The following is an 18,588-nucleotide window of genomic DNA, read 5'->3' on the forward strand; positions in this document are numbered from 1 at the left end:
GGCATGGCGGTGGCGGGACTGGGATCGACGATCGGCCCGGCGGTGGTGCTGCTGGCGGCCGGCGTGCTGGCGGTGCCGCTGTTCCGGCGGCTCGGCCTCGGCTCGGTGCTCGGCTATTTCGCGGCCGGCGCGCTGGTCGGCCCCTCGGCCTTCGGCCTGTTCCCCGATCCGGCGGCCATCCTGCACATCTCCGAGCTGGGCGTCGTCATGTTCCTGTTCCTCATTGGACTGGAACTCAGGCCGCAGAAGCTCTGGGCCATGCGCGGCCAGATCTTCGGCCTCGGCCTCGCGCAGGTGGTCGTCTGCGCCGGCCTCTTGACGGCGGCCGGCATGTTCGCCTTCGGCCTGCCGCCGGCTACCGCCTTCATCGCCGGCGCCGGCTTCGTGATGTCGTCGACGGCGGTGATCATGTCCATGCTGCAGGAGCGCGGCGAACTGGCTGGTCCGGACGGTCAGAAGGCGGTGTCGATCCTGCTGTTCGAGGACCTGTCCATCGTGCCGCTCCTGGCCTTCGTGGTGCTGATCGCGCCGGGCGGGGAGGGCGGCGCCGGCTGGAGCGGCATCGTGACGGGCGTCGCGGCGGTGGCGGCGCTGCTGCTCACCGGCCGCTATCTCATCGATCCGTTCTTCGGCCTGCTGGCCCGCGCCCGCGCTCGCGAGGTGCTGACCGCCGGCGCGCTGCTGGTGGTGCTCGGCGCGGCGTTGCTGATGGAGGCGGTGGGCCTGTCGATGGCCATGGGCAGCTTCCTCGCCGGCGTCATGCTGTCGGGGTCGAGCTACCGGCACCAGATCGAGGCCGACATCGAGCCGTTCAAGGGCCTTCTGATGGGCCTGTTCTTCCTCGCGGTCGGCATGTCCCTGGATATCGGCATCGTCGTCGATCGCTGGTCGCTGCTGATCGGCCTGCTCGTCGCCTTCGCCGTGGTCAAGGCGCTCGGCATCTACGGCGTGGCGCGCCTGTTCGGCTCCGGCCACCGCCCGGCGTTCGGCCGTGCCCTGATGTTCGCGCAGGGCGGCGAGTTCGCCTTCGTGCTGTACACGACGGCGGCCGGCGCCGGCGTTCTGACCGCCGGCGACAACGCCCTGTTCTCGACGGTGATCATCCTTTCGATGGCGCTGACGCCGCTGGTGCTGGCCGTCGCCGGCCGCTTCCGCCGCGAGGACGAGAAGTCGCTCGACGGCGTCGAGGCGGCGCGCGACCTGCGCGGCCGCGTGCTGCTGATCGGCTTCGGCCGCTTCGGCCAGATCGCCGCCCAGCTGCTTCTCACGCGCGGCGTCGACGTGGCGATGATCGAGAACGATCCCGACCGCATCCGCGAGGCCGGCAAGTTCGGCTTCCGCATCTTCTACGGCGACGGCACCCGGCTCGATACGCTGCGCCACTCCGGCGCCGCCGAGGCGGAGGTGATCCTGGTCTGCGTCGACGACCGCAAGGCGGCGAACCGCATCGTCGAACTGGTGAAGGCCGAATTTCCGCTGGCGAAGCTGCTGGTCCGATCCTTCGACCGCGTCCACTCGATCGAACTGATCCGGGCCGGCGTCGACGTCGAGGTGCGCGAGACCTTCGAATCGGCCCTGCGCCTCGGCGCCGAGGGACTGCGGGCGCTCGGCTGCTCGGATGAGCGGACGGCCGAGGCGCTGGAAACCATCCGCCGCCTCGACGCCGAGCGGCTGACGGCGCAGGTGCAGGGCGACGTGATGTCCGGCCAAGAACGTCTGACGACGCGGCCGGTGCCCGAACCCCTGACGCCGCCGGTGCGAACGGCCGCCGACGAACCCTGACAGCCGTCAGACCGCGCGGATCGCCGCGTTGGCCTCGAGGCCGGCAAGGTCGAGCGCATAGAGCGCGTCGCACAGCTCCTGCGGCAGGAAGCCCGGCCCCCTGACGCGCTGGCCGGCGATGGCGCCGGCCGCCGCATAGGTGGCGAGCGCCGCCACCGTACCCTCGAAAGCCGGGGCGACGGCGACGAAGGCGCCGACGAGGCCGGTCAGCGCGCAGCCGAGCGCCGTCGACAGCGGCATCAGCGGATGGCCGCCGTCGATGGCAACGGTGCGGCTGCCGTCGGTGACGTAGTCGGTCTCGCCGGTGACGGCCACCACCGCGCCGCTCGACCGGGCCAGCGCAAGGGCGCTGTCGAGGGCGGCGTTGGAGCTGGCCGAACTGTCGACGCCCTTCGAGGCGATGCCGGCGACGCCGGACAGCGCCATGATCTCCGAGGCATTGCCGCGGATCACCGTCGGCCTCATGGCGACGAGGTCGGCCGCCGCCGTGTTGCGCAGCCGCGTCGCGCCGACGGCCACGGGGTCGAGCACCACCGGCTTGCCGGCCTCGCGGTAGACGGCGGCGGCGAGCTTCATGCCGGCGATCCATTCGGACGACAGCGTGCCGATGTTGAGCGTCAGCGACCGGGCGATGCGGCCGAAATCCTCGACCTCGTCGACCGAATGCACCATGGCCGGCGAGGCGCCGGCGGCGAGCAGCACGTTGGCGGCGATGGTCATTGCCACGAAGTTGGTGATGTTGTGGACGAGCGGCCGCTCGGCGCGCACCTTCTCGTGGAGGGCGTGGACGTCGGCAATGGTCAGGGTGGGCATCGGCGTTCTCCTTGCGCGAAGATCGCCCGCGGACAAGAAGACGTGTGGCAACCGGAAAGGCCGGGGCGCCGCTCGCCTCAATCCCTCCGCCGGCATGATCCGGATCAGGTTCGTGGGGTTGGATCGCTCCTCTCAGTCCGGCTCGGCCGGACACCCCCTTGAGACGGGTCGAGCATAGGCAAGGGCAGAAGCGAGCGCAAGGAGGGACGGGCGGCCGGTGACGGCCGCCGCGCCGGTGCCTCAGCCTTGACGCGCGTCCAGCCGGGCGAGATCGTCGAGCAGGCCCGGACCGGTCGGCTGCCAGCCGAGCGTCTGCCGCGTCAGCGCGCTGGAGGCGGGCATGTCGTGGCCGGCGAACATGGCGAGCCAGCCGAAGAAGGCCGCCGCTTCCTCCGCCGCCAGCGATCTGACGGGCAGGCCCAGCCGCCGGCCGACCGCCCCGGCGATGTCGCGCATCGGCACGCCTTCCTCGGCCACCGCATGGTATTTGGCGCCGGGCTCGGCCCGTTCGACGGCCAGCCGGTAGAGCCGCGCCACGTCGGTGATATGCGCTGCCGGCCAGCGATTGAGCCCGTCGCCGACATAGGCGCAGAAGCCGTTCTTGCGGAACATGGCGATGGCTGGCGTGACAAGGCCCTGGCTCATGGTGTCGTGAACCTGCGGCAGCCGCACCACCGAGACGTTGACGCCGGCCGCAGCGGCGGCAGCCGCCGCCTCTTCCGACGCGGCGCGGGGATGGCGGTCGGCGCCGAGGATCGGATTGTTCTCCCTGGCCGGCTCGCCGGCTACGGTGTTGGCAATCGGCGTGCCGGAGGTGATGACGAGCGGCTTCTCCGTGCCGCTCAGCGCCTCGCCGAGCGCGGCGATCACCGCCCGGTCGTCCTCGCAGTTCTGCACGAAGCGCGAGAAGTCGTGGTTGAAGGCAAGATGGATGACGCCGTCCGATTGCCGGGCGCCCTGCTTCAGCACCTCCGGATCGGCGATCGAGCCGCGCAGCACCTCGGCGCCGGCCGCCGACAGCGCCGCTTCCTTGTCCGGCGAGCGGCAGAGGCCGAGCACCTGATGGCCGGCGGCGATCAGCTCCCCAACTACATGGGAGCCGATGTTGCCGGTGGCGCCAGTGACGAAAACACGCATCTGCAAGTCTCCTGAGTTCGATGGAGACGAACCTGCGACGATATGATATCCTGGTAAAGTAGTGACTTTATCATGGTATGGTAGATAACAGGATGACCGGCCAGACCAGCCCGGAGAGCCGCCTCGGCCACTTTCTGCGCGATCGCCGCGCCAGGCTCGATCCGGTGACGCTCGGCTTTCCCGCCGGACGCCGCCGCACGCCGGGGTTGCGGCGCGAGGAGGTGGCGCAGCGGGCCAGCATCAGCCCCACCTGGTACACCTGGCTGGAGCAGGGGCGCGGCGGCGCCCCGTCGCCCGACGTTCTCGACCGCATCGCCAGGGCGCTGCTGCTCACCGACGTCGAGCGCGAGCACCTGTTCCTGCTCGGTCTCGGCCGGCCGCCCGAGGCGCGCTATCAGGCAGGTGACGGCGTAACCCCGCGTCTGCAAAGGGTGCTCGACGCGCTCGACCCGACGCCCGCGCTGATCCGCACCGCCATCTGGGACGTGGTGGCCTGGAACGCGGCGGCCAGCGTCATGCTGCTCGACTATGGCGCGTTGCCGCCGGAAAAGCGCAATATCCTGCGCTATCTCTTCCTCGATCCGCGCGCCCGCGCCGCCCAGCACGACTGGGAGAGCGTCGCCCGCTTCGCGCTGGGGGCGTTCCGCGTCGATGCCATGCGGGCCGGTGCCGCGGCGATGGTCGAACCCTTCGTCGCCGAACTCTGCGGCCTGTCGCCGGAGTTCCGGGCCTTCTGGGACGACAACCACGTTCAAGGCCCGCATGGCGAAGCCATCAAGCACATCCGCCACCCGGTGATCGGGCCGATCGCCTTCGAGTATTCCGCCTTCGCCATCGATGGCCGCACCGATCTCAGCATGGTGGTCTACAACCCGACCACACCTGAGGACGCCGAAAGGATCGCCGCGCTGATCGGCGGGCCGCCGGCCGGGGCGTGAGGCGTCCCGGCCCGAGGACGAATTGTTTACCCGGACCTCCTATGATGAATGCGGCTTCCAATATCCTTTGCCGGCCCGATCGGAGCGGCACGACGGCACATGCGCATCCGGCTTGTCATCTTCATGGCGATCTGCCTCAGCCTGGCGCCGTTCCTGGTCGGCCAGATCATGCGGGCCGACCGGAACATGCGGATGTCCCTGACCGTGGCAGAGCGCAGCATGCAATTGTCACTGGTCAGGGCCGAGGATCTGTTCGGTGAGGTGCGGAAGGACCTGGAGAGCCTGTCCGCCACCGTCGCCCTCATCGACACGCTGCATCATGTCACGCCCGAAGCCTGCGGCAAGACGTTGCGCCGCGTCGCCGACGCCTACGCGCGGGTGGATCGCATCTCGCTGCTCACGCCGCAGGGCGTCGCCTTTTGCTCGACCGAGCCGCGCGCCGTCGGCGTCTCCTTCGCCGACCGTCGCTACTTCATCAACAGCATCTATTCGTCCTCGGCCGTCTGGGGCGACATCCTGACCAGCAAGATCAACGGCAAGGTCACGCTGGCCACGGCTCGCGCCGTGCGCAGCGGCGGCGCCGTCTCCTTCGTCGTGGCGGTGTCGCTCGACCTGTTCTCGTTGAAGCGGCAGACCTTCCAGCAGTTCCAGGTGCCGCTGGCCCGCGCCGAACTCATCGACGCCGACGGCCGGATTCTCGACGCCGTGGCCTTCGACGAGGCGGCGGCGGCGTTCGACGGTCCGACGCTGGACCGGGCACGGACCATGACCACCGGTCTCATTCCGCCCGACACCTACGGCGTGGGATCGTCGCTGATCGGTGTCGTCAAGCTGCCGATGACATCGGGGCGCATCGTGCTGTCGACACCGATCGGCGACATATACGCCAAGGCGTTCCACGAGATGATGGTGGCCGTCGCCCTGGTCTGCCTGGAGGCGCTGGTGATCGCCGTCTTCCTGTGGATGGCGCTGGAACTGCTCATCCTGCGCGGCCTCCGGCGGATGACCGAGTTCGCCAGCCGTATCACCGCCGGCGACCGCAGCGAGCGGGTGACGATCCGCTCGCCTTTCCGGGAATTCTCGGTGCTGTCGTCGGCGCTCAACCTGATGGTCGATCGGCTGGAGCAGGCGAGCCGCACCGACGCTCTTACCGGCCTCGACAATCGCCGCGCCCTCGAAGCTCAGTTGCTGCGCTGGGATGCGCGGCTCGACGCCGGAGAGCGCTTCACCATAGCCATGCTCGATATCGACCACTTCAAGCGCTTCAACGACCGCTTCGGCCACGGCACCGGCGATTCGGTGCTGCAAATGGTGGCCGAGGCACTGAAGCGCTGCGTTACGCCGGATTTGGACACCGTGGCCCGCTACGGCGGCGAGGAGTTCACCATCCTGTTGGCTGACGACTGCCCCGAACGGATCGCCGGGCGCCTCGACGCGCTGCGCGGAGCGATCGAGGAGATGAACATTCCCCATCCGGACTCGCCGCAGGGATGGGTGACGGTCAGCATCGGCTTTGCGGTGGCGCGCGCCGGCGGCACCGCCCACGAGACGCTGGAGCGGGCCGACGCCGCCCTCTACGCCGCCAAGGCGCGCGGCCGCAACCGCGTCGAGCGCTGGGCGCGCTGGCCGAAGCGGACACCGGATAGCGCCACCCCGCCGGAGCGGCAGTTCGAGGCGGCGTCCTAAAGCCGGAAGACCTCCACCGCGTCGCCGGCCGCCGCGGCCGGTGCAAACTCCCGCCGGACGATCAGCGCGTTGGCTTCCGCCAGCATGGACAGCAGCGAGGAGTCCTGGCTCCTGACCGGCGTCACGATCGGCCGGCCAGCCTCGATCACCTGGCGGGCGCGCAGGAAGTCGCGGCGCAGGTCATTGGCGGCAAGCGGCGCGCCGAGTACCGCCGTCTCGGCGACAGGCAACACGTCGGCGCGGCCGAGCATCGCCCGGACGAGCGGAGCGAGAAACATCAGGCCGGTGACCAGCGTCGACACCGGATTGCCCGGCAGGCCGAGGGCGTGGACATTGCCGATGCGGCCGTGCATCAGCGGCTTGCCGGGCCGCATGGCGATCTTCCAGAAGCCGGGCTCGACACCTTCCGCCGCGAAAGCGGCGCGGGTGTGGTCGTGGTCGCCGACCGACACGCCGCCGATCACCGCCACGACGTCGGCGCCACCGTCGAGCGCCGTCCGGATATGGCGCCGCAGGGCATTGAGGTTGTCTGGCGCGATGCCGAGATCGATGGCCTCGCCGCCGGCATCCGCGACGAGCTTGGCCAGCGCCACCGATGAGGAGGCGACGATCTGGTGCGGCAGGATCGCCGCGCCCGGCGCCGCCAGTTCGTCGCCCGAGGCGATCAGCGCGACGCGCGGCCGCCGCCTGACCGGCAGGCGGGCGTGGTTCATGGCGGCGGCGAAGCCCAGCGCGCCGACGCCCAGCAGCGTACCGGCGGCAAGGCCGACCGCGCCCTCGGCAAAGTCGATGCCGCGCCGGCGGATGTTGGCGCCGGGCGGCGGCAGGCTCTCAAAGCGCACGCGGTCGCCCTGCCGCTCGGCATCTTCCTGCAAGGCCACCCGGTCGGCGCCATCCGGCACCGGCGCGCCGGTAAAGATGCGCGCCGCCTCGCCGGGGCCGAGTGATCCGGCGAAGGCATGGCCGGCCGCCGATTCGCCAGTCACCGTGAACCAGCCGTCGCCCGGTCCGAAGGCATAGCCGTCCATGGCCGACAGGTCAGTCGGCGGCTGGGTGCGCAGGGCGACGAGATCGGCGGCCAGCGTGCGGCCGCCGGCGGCGGCAAGCTTCACCCATTCCGACCCGGTCGGCGCGACGCCGGCCAGAAGCGCGGCCTGGGCGTCATCGACGGACATCAGCGCCATGCGGACTCTCCGGGCATCAGGTGTCGGCCAGCCAGCGGCCCGACTTGCCGCCGTCCTTCTCGATGAGGCGGATGGCCTCGATGCGCACGCCCTTCTCGGCCGCCTTCACCATGTCGTAGACGGTGAGGCAGGCAACGGAGACGGCGGTCAGCGCCTCCATCTCGACGCCGGTCTTGCCGGAACAGCGGACGATGGCGGTGATTTCGAGGCCGGGCAGCGTCGGATCGGGCGAAATGTCGATCGCCGCCTTGCTGATCGGCAGCGGGTGGCAGAGCGGAATGAGATCGGACGTCTTCTTGGCGGCCATGATGCCGGCGAGACGGGCCGTGGCGATGACGTCGCCCTTGGGCACCCGGCCTTCGACGATCAGCGCCAGCGTTTCGGCGCTCATCACCACCTTGCCGCCGGCGATCGCCGTGCGGGCGGTGACCGCCTTGTCGCTGACGTCGACCATGTGGGCGGCGCCGGTCTCGTCGAGATGGCTGAGGGGAGAGGTCATCTCAGGATCCCCGCGGCAGGGCTTCGAGGAAGCGGACGGGCTCGCCGGTCGACGGCATCGCAAGCTCGCCCTCCCACATCACCCTCTGGCCGCGCACGATGGTGCCGACCGGCCAGCCGGTGACCTCGACGCCGTCATAGGGCGTCCAGCCGCAACGCGAGGCGATCCACGCATTGCGGATGGTCTCGCGGCGCCCGAGATCGACGACGGTGAGATCGGCGTCGTAGCCGACGGCGATGCGGCCCTTGCGGGCGATGCCGAAGATGCGCGCCGGACCGGCCGAGGTCAGGTCAACGAGGCGTTGCAGGCTGAGACGGCCGGCGTTGACGTGGTCGAGCATGATCGGCACCAGCGTCTGCACGCCGGTCATGCCGGAGGGACTGTCGGGATAGGGCCGGGCTTTTTCCTCCAGCGTGTGCGGCGCGTGGTCGGAGCCGAGCACGTCGGCGATGCCTTGCGAGACGCCGCGCCAGATGCGGTCGCGGTGGGCGGCCGAGCGCACCGGCGGGTTCATCTGGACAAGGGTGCCGAGCCGCTGGTGGTCGTCCTCGGAGAGCGTGAGATGGTGCGGCGTCACCTCGACGGTGGCGACGTCCTTGTGCCCCTTCAGGAAATCCATCTCCTCGCCGGTGGAGATGTGCAGCACGTGGATGCGGGCGCCCTTGTCGCGGGCGATGCGCACCAGTCGCTGGGTCGACTTCAGCGCCGCCTCGACGTCGCGCCACACCGGATGGCTCGACGGGTCGCCGGGCACGCGCAGGGCCTTGCGCTCGATGAGGCGCGCCTCGTCCTCGGAATGGAAGGCGGCGCGGCGGCGCGTCGCGCCGAGAATGGCGGCGACGCCGTCGTCGTCGGCCACCAGCAGGTCGCCGGTCGACGAGCCCATGAACACCTTGATGCCGGCGGCGCCCGGCAGCCGCTCCAGCTCGGGAATGTCGCGGACGTTGCCGTGCGTGCCGCCCACCCAGAAGGCGAAGTCGCAATGCATGCGGTGGGTACCGGCCGCCACCTTGTCCGCGAGGCGCTCGGCGCTGGTGGTCAGCGGATTGGTATTCGGCATCTCGAAGACGGCGGTGACACCGCCCATCACGGCGGCGCGGGAGCCGGTTTCGAGGTCTTCCTTGTGGGTGGCGCCCGGCTCGCGGAAATGCACCTGGCTGTCGATGACGCCGGGCAGGATGGTGAGGCCGGTGCAATCGATCGTCTCGCCAGCCGAGGCGCGCGAGAGGTCGCCGATCTCGGCGATGCGGCCGGCGCGGATGCCGATGTCGCGCACGCCGATGCCGTCGTGGTTGACGAGGGTGCCGTTCCTGAGGACGGTGTCGAAGGTCATGGGTGGTGTCTCGGGGAACAAGGGGAACGACCGCGGACGGCCCTCATGGCCGACCGACGACCTTTAACCCATTTTACCGAGGATCGCGACCCGCCCTCCTGGCGGCGTCCGGGGAAGGGCGGCTCCGGCGCGGCGTGGCGCCGGAGCCGGTATTGTCACTTGTAGGCGGCGGCGATGCCGAGGAAATCGGCGGCCTTCAGCGAGGCGCCGCCGACCAGCGCGCCGTTGACGTCCTCGACGGCCATCAGTTCGGCGGCGTTCGACGGCTTCACCGAGCCGCCATAGAGGATGCGGATGCCGTTGGCTTCTTCGCCGAAGCGCTTGACCAGCTCCTTGCGGATGAAGTTGTGCACTTCCTTGACGTCGGCGGCGGTCGGCGTCAGGCCGGTACCGATCGCCCAAACCGGTTCGTAGGCGATGACCGTGTTGGCGGCGGTGGTGCCGTCGGGCAGCGAGCCGGCGACCTGGGTGCCGACGACGTCGAGCGTCTTGCCGCCGGTGCGCTCGGCATGCGTCTCGCCGACGCAGACGATGGCGATGAGGCCGGCCCGCCAGGCGGCTTCGGTCTTGGCCTTGACGACGGCGTCGGTCTCGGCGTGGTCGGTGCGGCGCTCGGAGTGGCCGACGATGACGTAGGTGGCGCCGGCGTCCTTCAGCATCTCGGCCGAGGTGTCGCCGGTGTGGGCGCCCGACACCTTGGCGTGGCAGTCCTGGCCGCCGACCGGCAGCAGGCCCTTGTCGGCGAAGGCGGCGACCAGCGTGAACGGCGGGCAGATCGCCAGTTCGGCCTTGGCCTTGAGGGCGGCGTCGTAGCCGGCCGCGATGGCCTCGAATTCGGCGACGGCGGCCTTGAGGCCGTTCATTTTCCAGTTTCCGGCCACCAGCGGCTTGACGGACATGGTCTCGTTCCTTCGATGTGCGGTTGCGTGGGCGTGGATTAACCCAAACCGGGCTCCGGAGCAAATGCCGGAAGCGACGCGGAGGATGATTTTGCAGGCGAAAATCCGCAAGCGCATTTATATCCGGCCGACCGGCCGCGCTAGCAAGGGCTATTGACTACGAAGGCGGCCGGTTGCGTGCCGGGAGGCGGGTTTTCCGCCGCTTTGTCAGGCAAAACCGGTGCTTGCGGCAGGAGGCCGCCGCCCCTATGATCCGGCCCGCCGAACCGGCCGAGCAAGGCCGGCGGCAACTGGGATGGATGGGCGCCAGGCGCCCCCGAGACGGACGACACAATGCTTGATTCAATGCGCCGCGGGGCGAATACGCTGCCTGCCAAGATCTTCCTGGGCCTTCTGACGCTGTCCTTCATCGGCTGGGGCGTCGGCTCTCGCCTCGGAGCCTCGCATTCCGACACGCTCGCCACGGTCGGCGGCACCAAGATCACGCTCGGCGAATTCCAGCGCGCCTACCAGCGGCAGTCGCAGGCGTTGTCGCGCCAGATCGGTCAGGCGCTGACGCCCGACATGGCCCGCTCCATCGGTCTGCCGCAGCAGACGCTCGGCGCGCTGATGGCCGACGCGACGGTGGCCGACATGGCCGCCGCCACCGGTCTCGGCGTCTCCGACGAGCGCCTCGCCCGCAGCATCGCCGACGATCCGCAGCTTCGCGCCCCCGGCGCCGCCACCTTCAACCGCGACTATTTCGCCCAGCTCCTCAACCAGAACGGCCTCAACGAGGCGATGTTCATCGCCCAGCGGCGCACCGAGGAACTCAGCCGGCAGATGTCGTCGGGCCTGATCGGCGGCCTCACCGTGCCGAAGACCATGGTCGCCGCCATCTATCGCTACCAGAACGAGGCGCGCGAGATCCGCTACCTGACGCTGGCCCGTGCTCAGGTCGAGCCGATCGACAAGCCGGCCGACGACGTGCTCGCCACCTGGTACAACGAACACAAGGGCGACTTCCGGGCGCCGGAATTCCGCGTCGTCGAGGCGCTGGCGCTGACGCCGGACGCCGTCGCCGATCCCTCAGCGGTCACCGACGAGGAAGTGTCGCGCGAATACGACCGCACCAAGGATCAGTATGGCGCGCCCGAGCAGCGCCGCATCCAACAGCTGTTTTACACGACGCCCGAGGAAGCTGCCGCGGCGGCCGCCAAGCTCAAGTCCGGCGCCAGCTTCGACCAACTGATCCTAGACGCCGGCTCCAAGCCGGAGGACGTCGATCTCGGGCTTCTGGCCCGCGACAAGGTGCTCGACCCCGCCGTGGCCGACGCCGCCTTCGGCCTGGCGCTCAACGCGCCGAGCGAGCCGGTGAAGTCGTCGTTCGGCACGGTGATCCTGCGCGTCACCGAGATCCAGCCGGCCCACACCAAGACGCTGGCCGAGGTGGCGCCCGACATTCGCAAGACGATCGCCGCCAAGGCGGCCGAGCGGTCGGTGCTGGAGATGCACGACGAGGTGGAGGATGCCCTTGCCGGCGGCGCCACGCTGCAGGAGGCGGCCACCCGCTTCAGGCTGAAGCTGGTCACCGCCGAGGTGGACAGCGAGGGCAACGGTCCCGACGGCCAGCCGGTGGCCGGCCTGCCCGACCAGGCCGATCTGCTCAAGGCGGCGTTCGCCGCCGACGAGGGCGGCGAGAACGAGCCGCTGTCGGTCAATCACGGCTTCGTCTGGTACAATATCGCCAAGGTGACGCCGGGCCGTGAGCGTACCCTCGACGAGGTGAAGGACAAGGCGGTCGTCGCCTGGACCGACGCCGAGGCGCAGGTCCGCCTCACCGCCAAGGCCGACGAGATGGTCAAGGCGCTTGAGGGCGGCACGCCGATCGACAGCCTTGCCGGCACGGCGTCGGTGGAGGTGGAGACCGCCGCGAACGTGACGCGCCAGGCGGGCGACGCCGGCCTCGGGGCGGAGGGCGTCAACGCCGCCTTCGCCGGTCCCAAGGGGCACGTGGCGGCGATTCACGGTCCGGACGGCACGCGCATCGTGCTGCAGGTGGCCGAGGTGACCAATCCGCCGATGCCCGAGGGCGCGGGCGACGCCGTCGACATCGCCGACAAGATCGCCTCCGCCGTGGGGCAGGGCCTCTACGGCCAGTATCTCGGCGCGGCGCAGGAAGAGTTCGGCACCACCGTCAACCAGTCGCTGCTCAACGCGGTGATCGGTTCCGGCAATACCAACTGACGAAGGGGTCCGGGCGCGGCGATCCGCCGGAGACGCGCGGCACGGGGTAACGACGATGGCCGATTTCAAGACCCTGATCGCCAAGGTGGCCGCGGGGAGCAGCCTGAGCCGCGAGGAGGCCACGCTGGCCTTCGACATCATGATGACCGGCGAGGCGACGCCGTCGCAGATCGGCGGCTTCCTGATGGCGCTCAGGGTGCGCGGCGAGACGGTGGAGGAAATCGCCGGCGCCGTGTCGTCGATGCGCTCGCGCATGCTGCGCGTCGAGGCGCCGGTGGAGGCGGTCGACATCGTCGGCACCGGCGGCGACGCTTCCGGCAGCCTCAATATCTCCACCGCCTCGGCCTTCGTGGCGGCCGGCGCCGGCCTCGCCATCGCCAAGCACGGCAACCGGGCGCTGTCGTCGAAGTCGGGCGCCGCCGACGTGCTGATGGCGCTCGGCGTCCGCATCGACATCGGCCCGGAGGTGATCGCCGCCTGCATCCGCGAGGCCGGCATCGGCTTCATGTTCGCGCCGGTGCATCATTCGGCGATGAAGCACGTCGGCCCGAGCCGGGTGGAACTCGGCACGCGCACCATCTTCAACATCCTCGGCCCGCTGTCCAACCCGGCCGGCGTGCGCCGCCAGCTGGTCGGTGTGTTCGCCCGCGAGTGGCTGGTGCCGGTGGCCGAGACGCTGGCCGCCCTCGGTTCGCAATCGGTCTGGGTGGTGCACGGTTCGGGTGGCCTCGACGAGATGACGCTGTCCGGCCCCACCCATGTCGCGGAGCTGAAGGACGGCCACGTCCGCGCCTTCGACGTGATGCCCGATGACGTCGGCCTACCGCATCACTCGCCGGAAGCGGTGCACGGCGGTTCGGCCGAAGACAACGCCGCGGCGCTCCGGGCACTGCTTGACGGCGCTGCTGGCGCTTATCGCGACACGGTGATGCTCAACGTTGCCGCCGCCCTGGTCATCGCCGACCGGGCGCCGACGCTGAAGGACGGCGTGACGCTCGCCGCCGATTCGATTGACAGCGGCCGCGCTCGCGCCGCGCTCGACCGTCTGGTCGCCTGCTCCAACGCCTGAGGGAGCCGCCCGTGGCCGACATCCTCGCCCGCATCGAAACCTACAAGCGGCAGGAGATCGCCGCTGCCGAGGCGGCCATTCCGCTTGCCGAGATCAAGGCGATGGCCGCCGACCAGCCGCCGCCGCGCGGCTTCCGCGCCGCCATCGAGAAAAAGCTCGCCGCCGGCGACTACGCGCTGATCGCCGAGATCAAGAAGGCCAGCCCGTCAAAGGGGTTGATCCGGCCGGACTTCGATCCGCCCGAACTGGCCCGCGCCTACGAGGCGGGCGGTGCGGCCTGCCTGTCGGTGCTGACCGACGCGCCGTCCTTCCAGGGCCACCCCGACTACCTCCGGGCCGCCCGCGCCGCGGCGGCGCTGCCGGCGCTCAGGAAGGACTTTTTGTTCTCGCCCTACCAGGTCCACGAGGCGCGCGCCTGGGGTGCCGATTGCATTCTGATCATCCTCGCCGCCGTCGACGACGACACGGCAAAGCGGCTGGAGGACACCGCCGTCGCGCTCGGCATGGACGTGCTGCTGGAGGTCCATGACGCCGCCGAGCTGGAACGGGCGCTGAAGCTCAAATCACCACTTCTCGGCATCAACAACCGCAATCTCCGCACCTTCGAGACGCGGCTGGAGACCACCGAGGAACTGGCCAGGGATGTGCCTGATGACCGCATCCTGGTCGCCGAATCCGGCCTGTTCACGCCGGCCGACCTCGCCCGCCTGTCGCGGGCCGGCGCCAACACCTTCCTGATCGGCGAGAGCCTGATGCGGCAGGCCGACGTCGCCGCGGCGACGTCGGCGCTGCTCGCCAGGGGGTGAGGTCAGTCGGCCAGCACCATGTGCGGCCGGCCGTTCGAGGTCTTCGACGGGCTGACGCCGGTCTCGTCGATGGTGGCAGTGACGCGCTTGCGGAAGGCCGAGAAGCTCTCGAACTCCACCACGTCCACCGGCTCGTCGAAATCGACGGTGATGGTGACGTAGCCCGGCATCGAGGTGACCGCCTTCAGCGCCAGCACCGTGCCCTCGAAGGCCTGTCCGAGATAGCTGCCCTTCACCCGGTCGCCGGGATTCCAGGCGCGGCGCGGCGGCTCGTTGCCGGCCTTGGCGTAGAGCGTGTTCCAGTCGGCAAAGCCGTGTTGGCGGGCGATCAGCTCCAGCGATTTCGAGTGGCTGACCTCGCTGCCGGCTTCGGCCAGCGATGTTCTGAGGCGACGAGCCTGGGCTTTCATCTCGTCGAGCGATGGCAGTCGGGATGACATGACCGTTCTCCGTATGGCATCGGAAACGACCGTGAACAGGGTGCCCGCATTGCCGAGAGGTCTCGATGCCTTGGTACGGAAGCGATCGACGGGAACTTCACCATGGCGTCAGCCTGCGAGCGGCCGGGGTCCCTCACCCGTGGCCGGTCATCTAGGGGCGGGAAGCGGCGTTGTCAAGGCGGACGCAAAAAGGCCGGGCTTTCGGCCCGGCCCCGCGATGCTGGATTGCAATCCGCCGTCAGTCCTTGACGACCGAGATGTCCGGCGCGTCCACCGCCTTCATGCCGACCGTATGATAGCCGCTGTCGACGTGCAGCACCTCGCCGGTGACGGCGCGGCCGAGGTCGGACAGGAGGTAGAGCGAGCTGTCGCCCACCTCCTCGATGGTGACGGTGCGGCGCAGCGGCGCGTTGTATTCGTTCCACTTCAGGATGTAGCGGAAGTCGCCGATGCCGGAGGCGGCCAGCGTCTTGATCGGGCCGGCCGAGACGGCGTTGACGCGGATGTTCTGCGGCCCGAGATCGACGGCGAGATACTTGACCGACGCCTCCAGCGCCGCCTTGGCAACGCCCATGACGTTGTAGTTGGGCATCACCTTCTCGGCGCCGTAATAGGTCAGCGTCAGCATAGAGCCGCCGTCGGCCATCAGCTTCTCGGCACGGCGGGCGACGGCCGTGAAGGAATAGACCGAGATCAGCATGGTCTTCTGGAAGTTGGCTTCGGTGGTGTCGACGTAGCGGCCGGTCAGCTCGTCCTTGTCGGAAAAGCCGATGGCGTGCACCAGGAAGTCGATCTTGCCCCACTTCTCGGCGAGCGTCGCGAACACGGCGTCGATGGTATCGGCCTCGGCCACGTCGCAATGGCCGACCACCAGCCCGTCGAGTTCGGCGGCCAGCGGCTCGACGCGCTTTCTGAGCGCGTCGCCCTGATAGGTCAGGGCGATTTCGGCGCCGGCGGCGTGCAGCGACTTGGCAATTCCCCAGGCGATGGAACGGTTATTGGCCAGCCCCATGATCAGGCCACGCTTGCCCGCCATCAGCCCAACAGCACCTGCCATTTTATAACCCCGCCTAATCAAATCCGGATGTCGTGCTCGTATGACACAAGGATTGTGACAATAGCAAGTCGCGGGGCGGCGCCGCCGGTACGCCCGCCGTGACCGCGGTTCCCCGTTGCCGGCTCTCGACGGCGGCCGGCCGCGGCGATACGTTCCACCGCATGAACGCCCAACTTGCACCTGACCTCGTCCGCCGCTTTGCCGACCTCGTCTCGCCCGGCCATGCCCTCGTCGAGCCGGCCGATCAGGCGCGCTATCTCATCGAGTGGCGCGACCTCTATCGCGGCGAAACGCCGCTCGTTCTGAAGCCAGCCGACACGGTGGAAGTCGCCGCCATCCTGCGTCTCGCCCACGAGACGAAGACGGCAATCGTGCCGCAGGGCGGCAACACCGGCCTGGTCGGCGGCCAGATTCCGGGGCCGGGACGGGGCGAAATCGTCGTTTCCCTCGAACGGCTTGACAGGGTGCGGTCCATCGATCCGCTCGGCAACAGCATGGTCGTCGAGGCCGGCGCGCCGCTCGCCACGGTGCAGGCGGCGGCCGAGGCGGCGGATCGCCTGTTCCCGCTGACGCTCGCCTCGCTCGGCTCCTGCCAGATCGGCGGCAACATCGCCACCAACGCCGGCGGCACCGCCGTGCTGGCCTATGGCAACGCCCGCAACCTGGTGCTGGGCCTCGAAGTGGTGCTGGCCGACGGCCGCGTCTGGAACGGCCTCCGCCGGCTCGGCAAGGACAATGCCGGTTATGATCTGAAACAATTGTTTATCGGCTCGGAGGGCACGCTGGGCGTCGTCACGGCAGCGGCGCTGAAGCTCTATCACCGGCCGCGCGGCCTCGCCGCCGGCTTCGTCGCGGTCGCCTCGGCGGCGGCGGCGCTCGATCTGCTGGCGCGCGCTCAGGGGGCGGCCGGCTTCGGCCTCACCGGTTTCGAATTGATGTCGGGCCTCGCCATGGAGTTCGCCCTGCGACATCTGCCGGGCGCCCGCCTGCCGACGGCGACGGCGCCCTGGTACGTGCTGATCGAGGTGAGTTCCAGCCGCTCGGATGCCGAGGCCGAGGCGACGCTCGTCGATATCCTGGACGGGGCGATGGCGGCCGGCGAGGCTGGCGACGCGGCGGTGGCGCAGTCGCTCGCCCAGGTCCAGGACTTCTGGCGCCTCCGCCACGGCATGAGCGAGGTGCAGAAGCAGGAGGGCGGCTCCATCAAGCACGACGTCTCCGTGCCGATCGGCGACCTGCCGGCCTTCCTGGGTGAGGCGATGGCCGCTGTGACCGCCGCCTTTCCCGGCTGCCGGCCGGTGCCGTTCGGCCACATGGGCGACGGCAACATCCACTTCAACGTCAGCCAGCCGGAGGGCGCCGACCGTCAGGGTTTCCTCGATCGCTGGGAGGAGATGAACGCCGTCGTCCACGCCGTGGTGGCCAAATACGACGGCTCGGTGGCCGCCGAGCACGGCGTCGGCCGGCTGAAGGTCGACCTCCTCGAAACGACGAAGCCGGCGCTCGACTTGGAGCTGATGGCCCGTCTGAAGGCGGCGCTCGACCCCGAGGGCATCCTCAACCCCGACAGGATCATTCGCCGGACATGAACATCAGCCAGCGGCCGTCGGCGGCGATCTCCAGCCGGTAGAACTCGTAGGAGCCGACCGCCCGCATCTCGTCGAAGTCGCCGGCGGTCAGCACGCGATAGGCCTCGATCAACTGGCGGCGGTCGAGCGCATCGGGCGGCAGTTCGGCGAAATAGGGCCAGACATAGCGGGCCTGCGGCGTGCCCTCGTTCTTCACCACCCAGCCGGCGTCGAGCACGTCGAGCAGGATGGCCAGTATCTCGAGGCCGGCGTCATCGCCCGAGGCTGCCTTCAGGACGTCGACCGGATCGCCTTCGCCGGTGGACGAGAAGGTGGGCGGCGGGCTGGACAGGCCGATCACCCGCCGCATCTCGGCCTCGTCGCCCGAGCGGGCGGCGGCGACGATCCTGTCGCGCATGGCGGCGACGGCCGACGGCAGCGTCGAGAGATCGTAATGCACCTCGGGAAGAGGCGCGGCCGGTTGCTCGGGCGGCTGGTCGGGCAGAGCGGTGCCGAAGCCACCCTCGTTGACGGGAATGCTGAAGCCGAAGCCACTGCTGCCCGATGGTCGTCCGGCGTCCACCGGCGATTGCGTTCCAAAGGCGAGGGCGGGCGGCACGGCGCACGACAGGCCCGCCGCGATCGCCGCGGCGAACAGAAGCGCTCCGATCGACATCCGCATGTCTTCCCCCGGCCCCGCGCGGCGGACCGAGCCGCCTTGCTGCCCCCGCCTTGCTGCCCCCGCCTTACTGCCCCCGCCTTACTGCAAGGTGCGCAGCAGCGTGTAGCCGCCCGACGAGATCTTCTCGGGCAATTCGGAGACGAGGCGGGCGACGCTCTCTTCGCCGAAGCATTCGACGAGCGTGGTCAAGGCGGCGAACAGCGCGGCATGGGCGACCGCGTCGACGGGAATGCCGTCGTCGTCGGCATCGTCGAAGGCGCGCTCCATGTGAGTCATGGCCCGATGCTTGAAGTTGTCACCCACCGCAGCCTCGACAGGCTCCAGCAGTTCGTCCCGCATATCCGACATCGGCCCCATCCGTCCCCTCGGGAATCGACGGGCACCCGAGGCGCCGCCGATCCACATCATCGACGGCGGCCACACTACCATCATCGGACCAAGACGCAACGCCATCCGTTAAAGACCGTTA

Annotated in this window: 17 protein-coding genes and 1 riboswitch; of the genes, 7 read left to right on the forward strand and 10 right to left on the reverse strand. The window is 69.7% G+C overall.

Going from position 1 to position 18,588, the window contains the following annotated elements:
- Positions 1–3 precede the first annotated feature (3 nt).
- Positions 4–1,782 (forward strand): monovalent cation:proton antiporter-2 (CPA2) family protein, encoded by a 1,779-nt coding sequence (locus H512_RS0108435; RefSeq protein ID WP_026783077.1) that lies wholly within the window; start codon positions 4–6, stop codon positions 1,780–1,782.
- 6 nt (positions 1,783–1,788) lie between these two features.
- On the opposite strand, the gene thiM is transcribed toward H512_RS0108435, so the two are convergent.
- On the reverse strand, positions 1,789–2,595 hold the full coding sequence (gene thiM, locus H512_RS0108440) for a hydroxyethylthiazole kinase (protein WP_053239688.1): 807 nt from the start codon (positions 2,593–2,595) through the stop codon (positions 1,789–1,791).
- 64 nt (positions 2,596–2,659) lie between these two features.
- Positions 2,660–2,763: riboswitch (TPP riboswitch) on the reverse strand.
- Positions 2,764–2,835: 72 nt separating this feature from the next.
- Positions 2,836–3,732, reverse strand: a complete 897-nt coding sequence (locus tag H512_RS0108445; RefSeq protein ID WP_026783079.1) for an SDR family oxidoreductase — start codon at positions 3,730–3,732, stop codon at positions 2,836–2,838.
- A gap of 92 nt (positions 3,733–3,824) precedes the next feature.
- Between H512_RS0108445 and H512_RS0108450 the strand changes: the two genes are divergently transcribed.
- Positions 3,825–4,670, forward strand: coding sequence for a helix-turn-helix transcriptional regulator (locus H512_RS0108450; RefSeq protein WP_026783080.1), 846 nt, complete (start codon positions 3,825–3,827; stop codon positions 4,668–4,670).
- 99 nt (positions 4,671–4,769) lie between these two features.
- Positions 4,770–6,356 (forward strand): diguanylate cyclase, encoded by a 1,587-nt coding sequence (locus H512_RS0108455; RefSeq protein WP_026783081.1) that lies wholly within the window; start codon positions 4,770–4,772, stop codon positions 6,354–6,356.
- Here H512_RS0108455 and H512_RS0108460 read toward each other — a convergent pair.
- The 4 genes from H512_RS0108460 to tpiA form a co-directional block, all read right to left on the reverse strand.
- Positions 6,353–7,540, reverse strand: coding sequence for a molybdopterin molybdotransferase MoeA (locus H512_RS0108460; RefSeq protein ID WP_026783082.1), 1,188 nt, complete (start codon positions 7,538–7,540; stop codon positions 6,353–6,355). The genes H512_RS0108455 and H512_RS0108460 overlap by 4 nt on opposite strands.
- A 16-nt stretch (positions 7,541–7,556) precedes the next feature.
- Positions 7,557–8,039 (reverse strand): cyclic pyranopterin monophosphate synthase MoaC, encoded by a 483-nt coding sequence (gene moaC, locus H512_RS0108465; RefSeq protein ID WP_026783083.1) that lies wholly within the window; start codon positions 8,037–8,039, stop codon positions 7,557–7,559.
- Between the two features lies 1 nt (position 8,040).
- A complete protein-coding gene (locus tag H512_RS0108470) occupies positions 8,041–9,372 on the reverse strand; it encodes a dihydroorotase (RefSeq protein ID WP_036790767.1) in 1,332 nt (443 codons plus the stop codon).
- A gap of 155 nt (positions 9,373–9,527) precedes the next feature.
- Positions 9,528–10,271 (reverse strand): triose-phosphate isomerase, encoded by a 744-nt coding sequence (tpiA, locus tag H512_RS0108475; RefSeq protein WP_026783085.1) that lies wholly within the window; start codon positions 10,269–10,271, stop codon positions 9,528–9,530.
- Between the two features lie 333 nt (positions 10,272–10,604).
- Here tpiA and H512_RS0108480 point away from each other — a divergent pair, with 333 nt between their 5' ends.
- From H512_RS0108480 to trpC, 3 genes are read left to right on the forward strand one after another with little or no spacing between them, the layout of a single operon-like run.
- Positions 10,605–12,497: a peptidylprolyl isomerase gene (locus tag H512_RS0108480; RefSeq protein ID WP_026783086.1), complete on the forward strand. Its 1,893-nt coding sequence runs from the start codon at positions 10,605–10,607 to the stop codon at positions 12,495–12,497.
- A gap of 55 nt (positions 12,498–12,552) precedes the next feature.
- Positions 12,553–13,566: an anthranilate phosphoribosyltransferase gene (gene trpD / locus H512_RS0108485; protein WP_026783087.1), complete on the forward strand. Its 1,014-nt coding sequence runs from the start codon at positions 12,553–12,555 to the stop codon at positions 13,564–13,566.
- A gap of 11 nt (positions 13,567–13,577) precedes the next feature.
- Positions 13,578–14,372 carry an indole-3-glycerol phosphate synthase TrpC gene (gene trpC / locus H512_RS0108490; RefSeq protein WP_026783088.1) on the forward strand — a complete coding sequence of 265 codons (795 nt, stop codon included), beginning with the start codon at positions 13,578–13,580 and terminating at the stop codon, positions 14,370–14,372.
- Between the two features lie 2 nt (positions 14,373–14,374).
- Here the strand turns inward: trpC and H512_RS0108495 are convergent, their stop codons facing one another.
- Both H512_RS0108495 and fabI read right to left on the reverse strand, forming a co-directional pair.
- Positions 14,375–14,812: a glyoxalase superfamily protein gene (locus H512_RS0108495; protein WP_036790769.1), complete on the reverse strand. Its 438-nt coding sequence runs from the start codon at positions 14,810–14,812 to the stop codon at positions 14,375–14,377.
- Positions 14,813–15,050: 238 nt separating this feature from the next.
- Positions 15,051–15,869, reverse strand: a complete 819-nt coding sequence (gene fabI, locus H512_RS0108500; RefSeq protein ID WP_026783090.1) for an enoyl-ACP reductase FabI — start codon at positions 15,867–15,869, stop codon at positions 15,051–15,053.
- Between the two features lie 161 nt (positions 15,870–16,030).
- Between fabI and H512_RS0108505 the strand changes: the two genes are divergently transcribed.
- The gene (locus H512_RS0108505) at positions 16,031–17,458 is read left to right on the forward strand and encodes an FAD-binding oxidoreductase (protein ID WP_026783091.1); all 1,428 of its coding nucleotides are present in this window, start codon (positions 16,031–16,033) and stop codon (positions 17,456–17,458) included.
- On the opposite strand, the gene H512_RS0108510 is transcribed toward H512_RS0108505, so the two are convergent.
- Positions 17,442–18,113, reverse strand: a complete 672-nt coding sequence (locus H512_RS0108510; protein ID WP_026783092.1) for a hypothetical protein — start codon at positions 18,111–18,113, stop codon at positions 17,442–17,444. The genes H512_RS0108505 and H512_RS0108510 overlap by 17 nt on opposite strands.
- Before the next feature lie 84 nt (positions 18,114–18,197).
- Positions 18,198–18,467, reverse strand: a complete 270-nt coding sequence (locus H512_RS0108515; RefSeq protein WP_026783093.1) for a hypothetical protein — start codon at positions 18,465–18,467, stop codon at positions 18,198–18,200.
- Between the last annotated feature and the right edge of the window lie 121 nt (positions 18,468–18,588).

Source organism: Pleomorphomonas koreensis DSM 23070 (genome assembly GCF_000425185.1).
Lineage (GTDB): Bacteria > Pseudomonadota > Alphaproteobacteria > Rhizobiales > Pleomorphomonadaceae > Pleomorphomonas > Pleomorphomonas koreensis.

Coding starts and splice junctions, on each gene's coding strand:
- H512_RS0108435 (WP_026783077.1), top strand. CDS start 4: ATGGCGGTGGCGGGACTGGGATCGACGATCGGCCCGGCGGTGGTGCTG.
- thiM (WP_053239688.1), bottom strand. CDS start 2,595: ATGCCCACCCTGACCATTGCCGACGTCCACGCCCTCCACGAGAAGGTG.
- H512_RS0108445 (WP_026783079.1), bottom strand. CDS start 3,732: ATGCGTGTTTTCGTCACTGGCGCCACCGGCAACATCGGCTCCCATGTA.
- H512_RS0108450 (WP_026783080.1), top strand. CDS start 3,825: ATGACCGGCCAGACCAGCCCGGAGAGCCGCCTCGGCCACTTTCTGCGC.
- H512_RS0108455 (WP_026783081.1), top strand. CDS start 4,770: ATGCGCATCCGGCTTGTCATCTTCATGGCGATCTGCCTCAGCCTGGCG.
- H512_RS0108460 (WP_026783082.1), bottom strand. CDS start 7,540: ATGGCGCTGATGTCCGTCGATGACGCCCAGGCCGCGCTTCTGGCCGGC.
- moaC (WP_026783083.1), bottom strand. CDS start 8,039: ATGACCTCTCCCCTCAGCCATCTCGACGAGACCGGCGCCGCCCACATG.
- H512_RS0108470 (WP_036790767.1), bottom strand. CDS start 9,372: ATGACCTTCGACACCGTCCTCAGGAACGGCACCCTCGTCAACCACGAC.
- tpiA (WP_026783085.1), bottom strand. CDS start 10,271: ATGTCCGTCAAGCCGCTGGTGGCCGGAAACTGGAAAATGAACGGCCTC.
- H512_RS0108480 (WP_026783086.1), top strand. CDS start 10,605: ATGCTTGATTCAATGCGCCGCGGGGCGAATACGCTGCCTGCCAAGATC.
- trpD (WP_026783087.1), top strand. CDS start 12,553: ATGGCCGATTTCAAGACCCTGATCGCCAAGGTGGCCGCGGGGAGCAGC.
- H512_RS0108495 (WP_036790769.1), bottom strand. CDS start 14,812: ATGTCATCCCGACTGCCATCGCTCGACGAGATGAAAGCCCAGGCTCGT.
- fabI (WP_026783090.1), bottom strand. CDS start 15,869: ATGGCAGGTGCTGTTGGGCTGATGGCGGGCAAGCGTGGCCTGATCATG.
- H512_RS0108505 (WP_026783091.1), top strand. CDS start 16,031: ATGAACGCCCAACTTGCACCTGACCTCGTCCGCCGCTTTGCCGACCTC.
- H512_RS0108510 (WP_026783092.1), bottom strand. CDS start 18,113: ATGTCGATCGGAGCGCTTCTGTTCGCCGCGGCGATCGCGGCGGGCCTG.
- H512_RS0108515 (WP_026783093.1), bottom strand. CDS start 18,467: ATGTCGGATATGCGGGACGAACTGCTGGAGCCTGTCGAGGCTGCGGTG.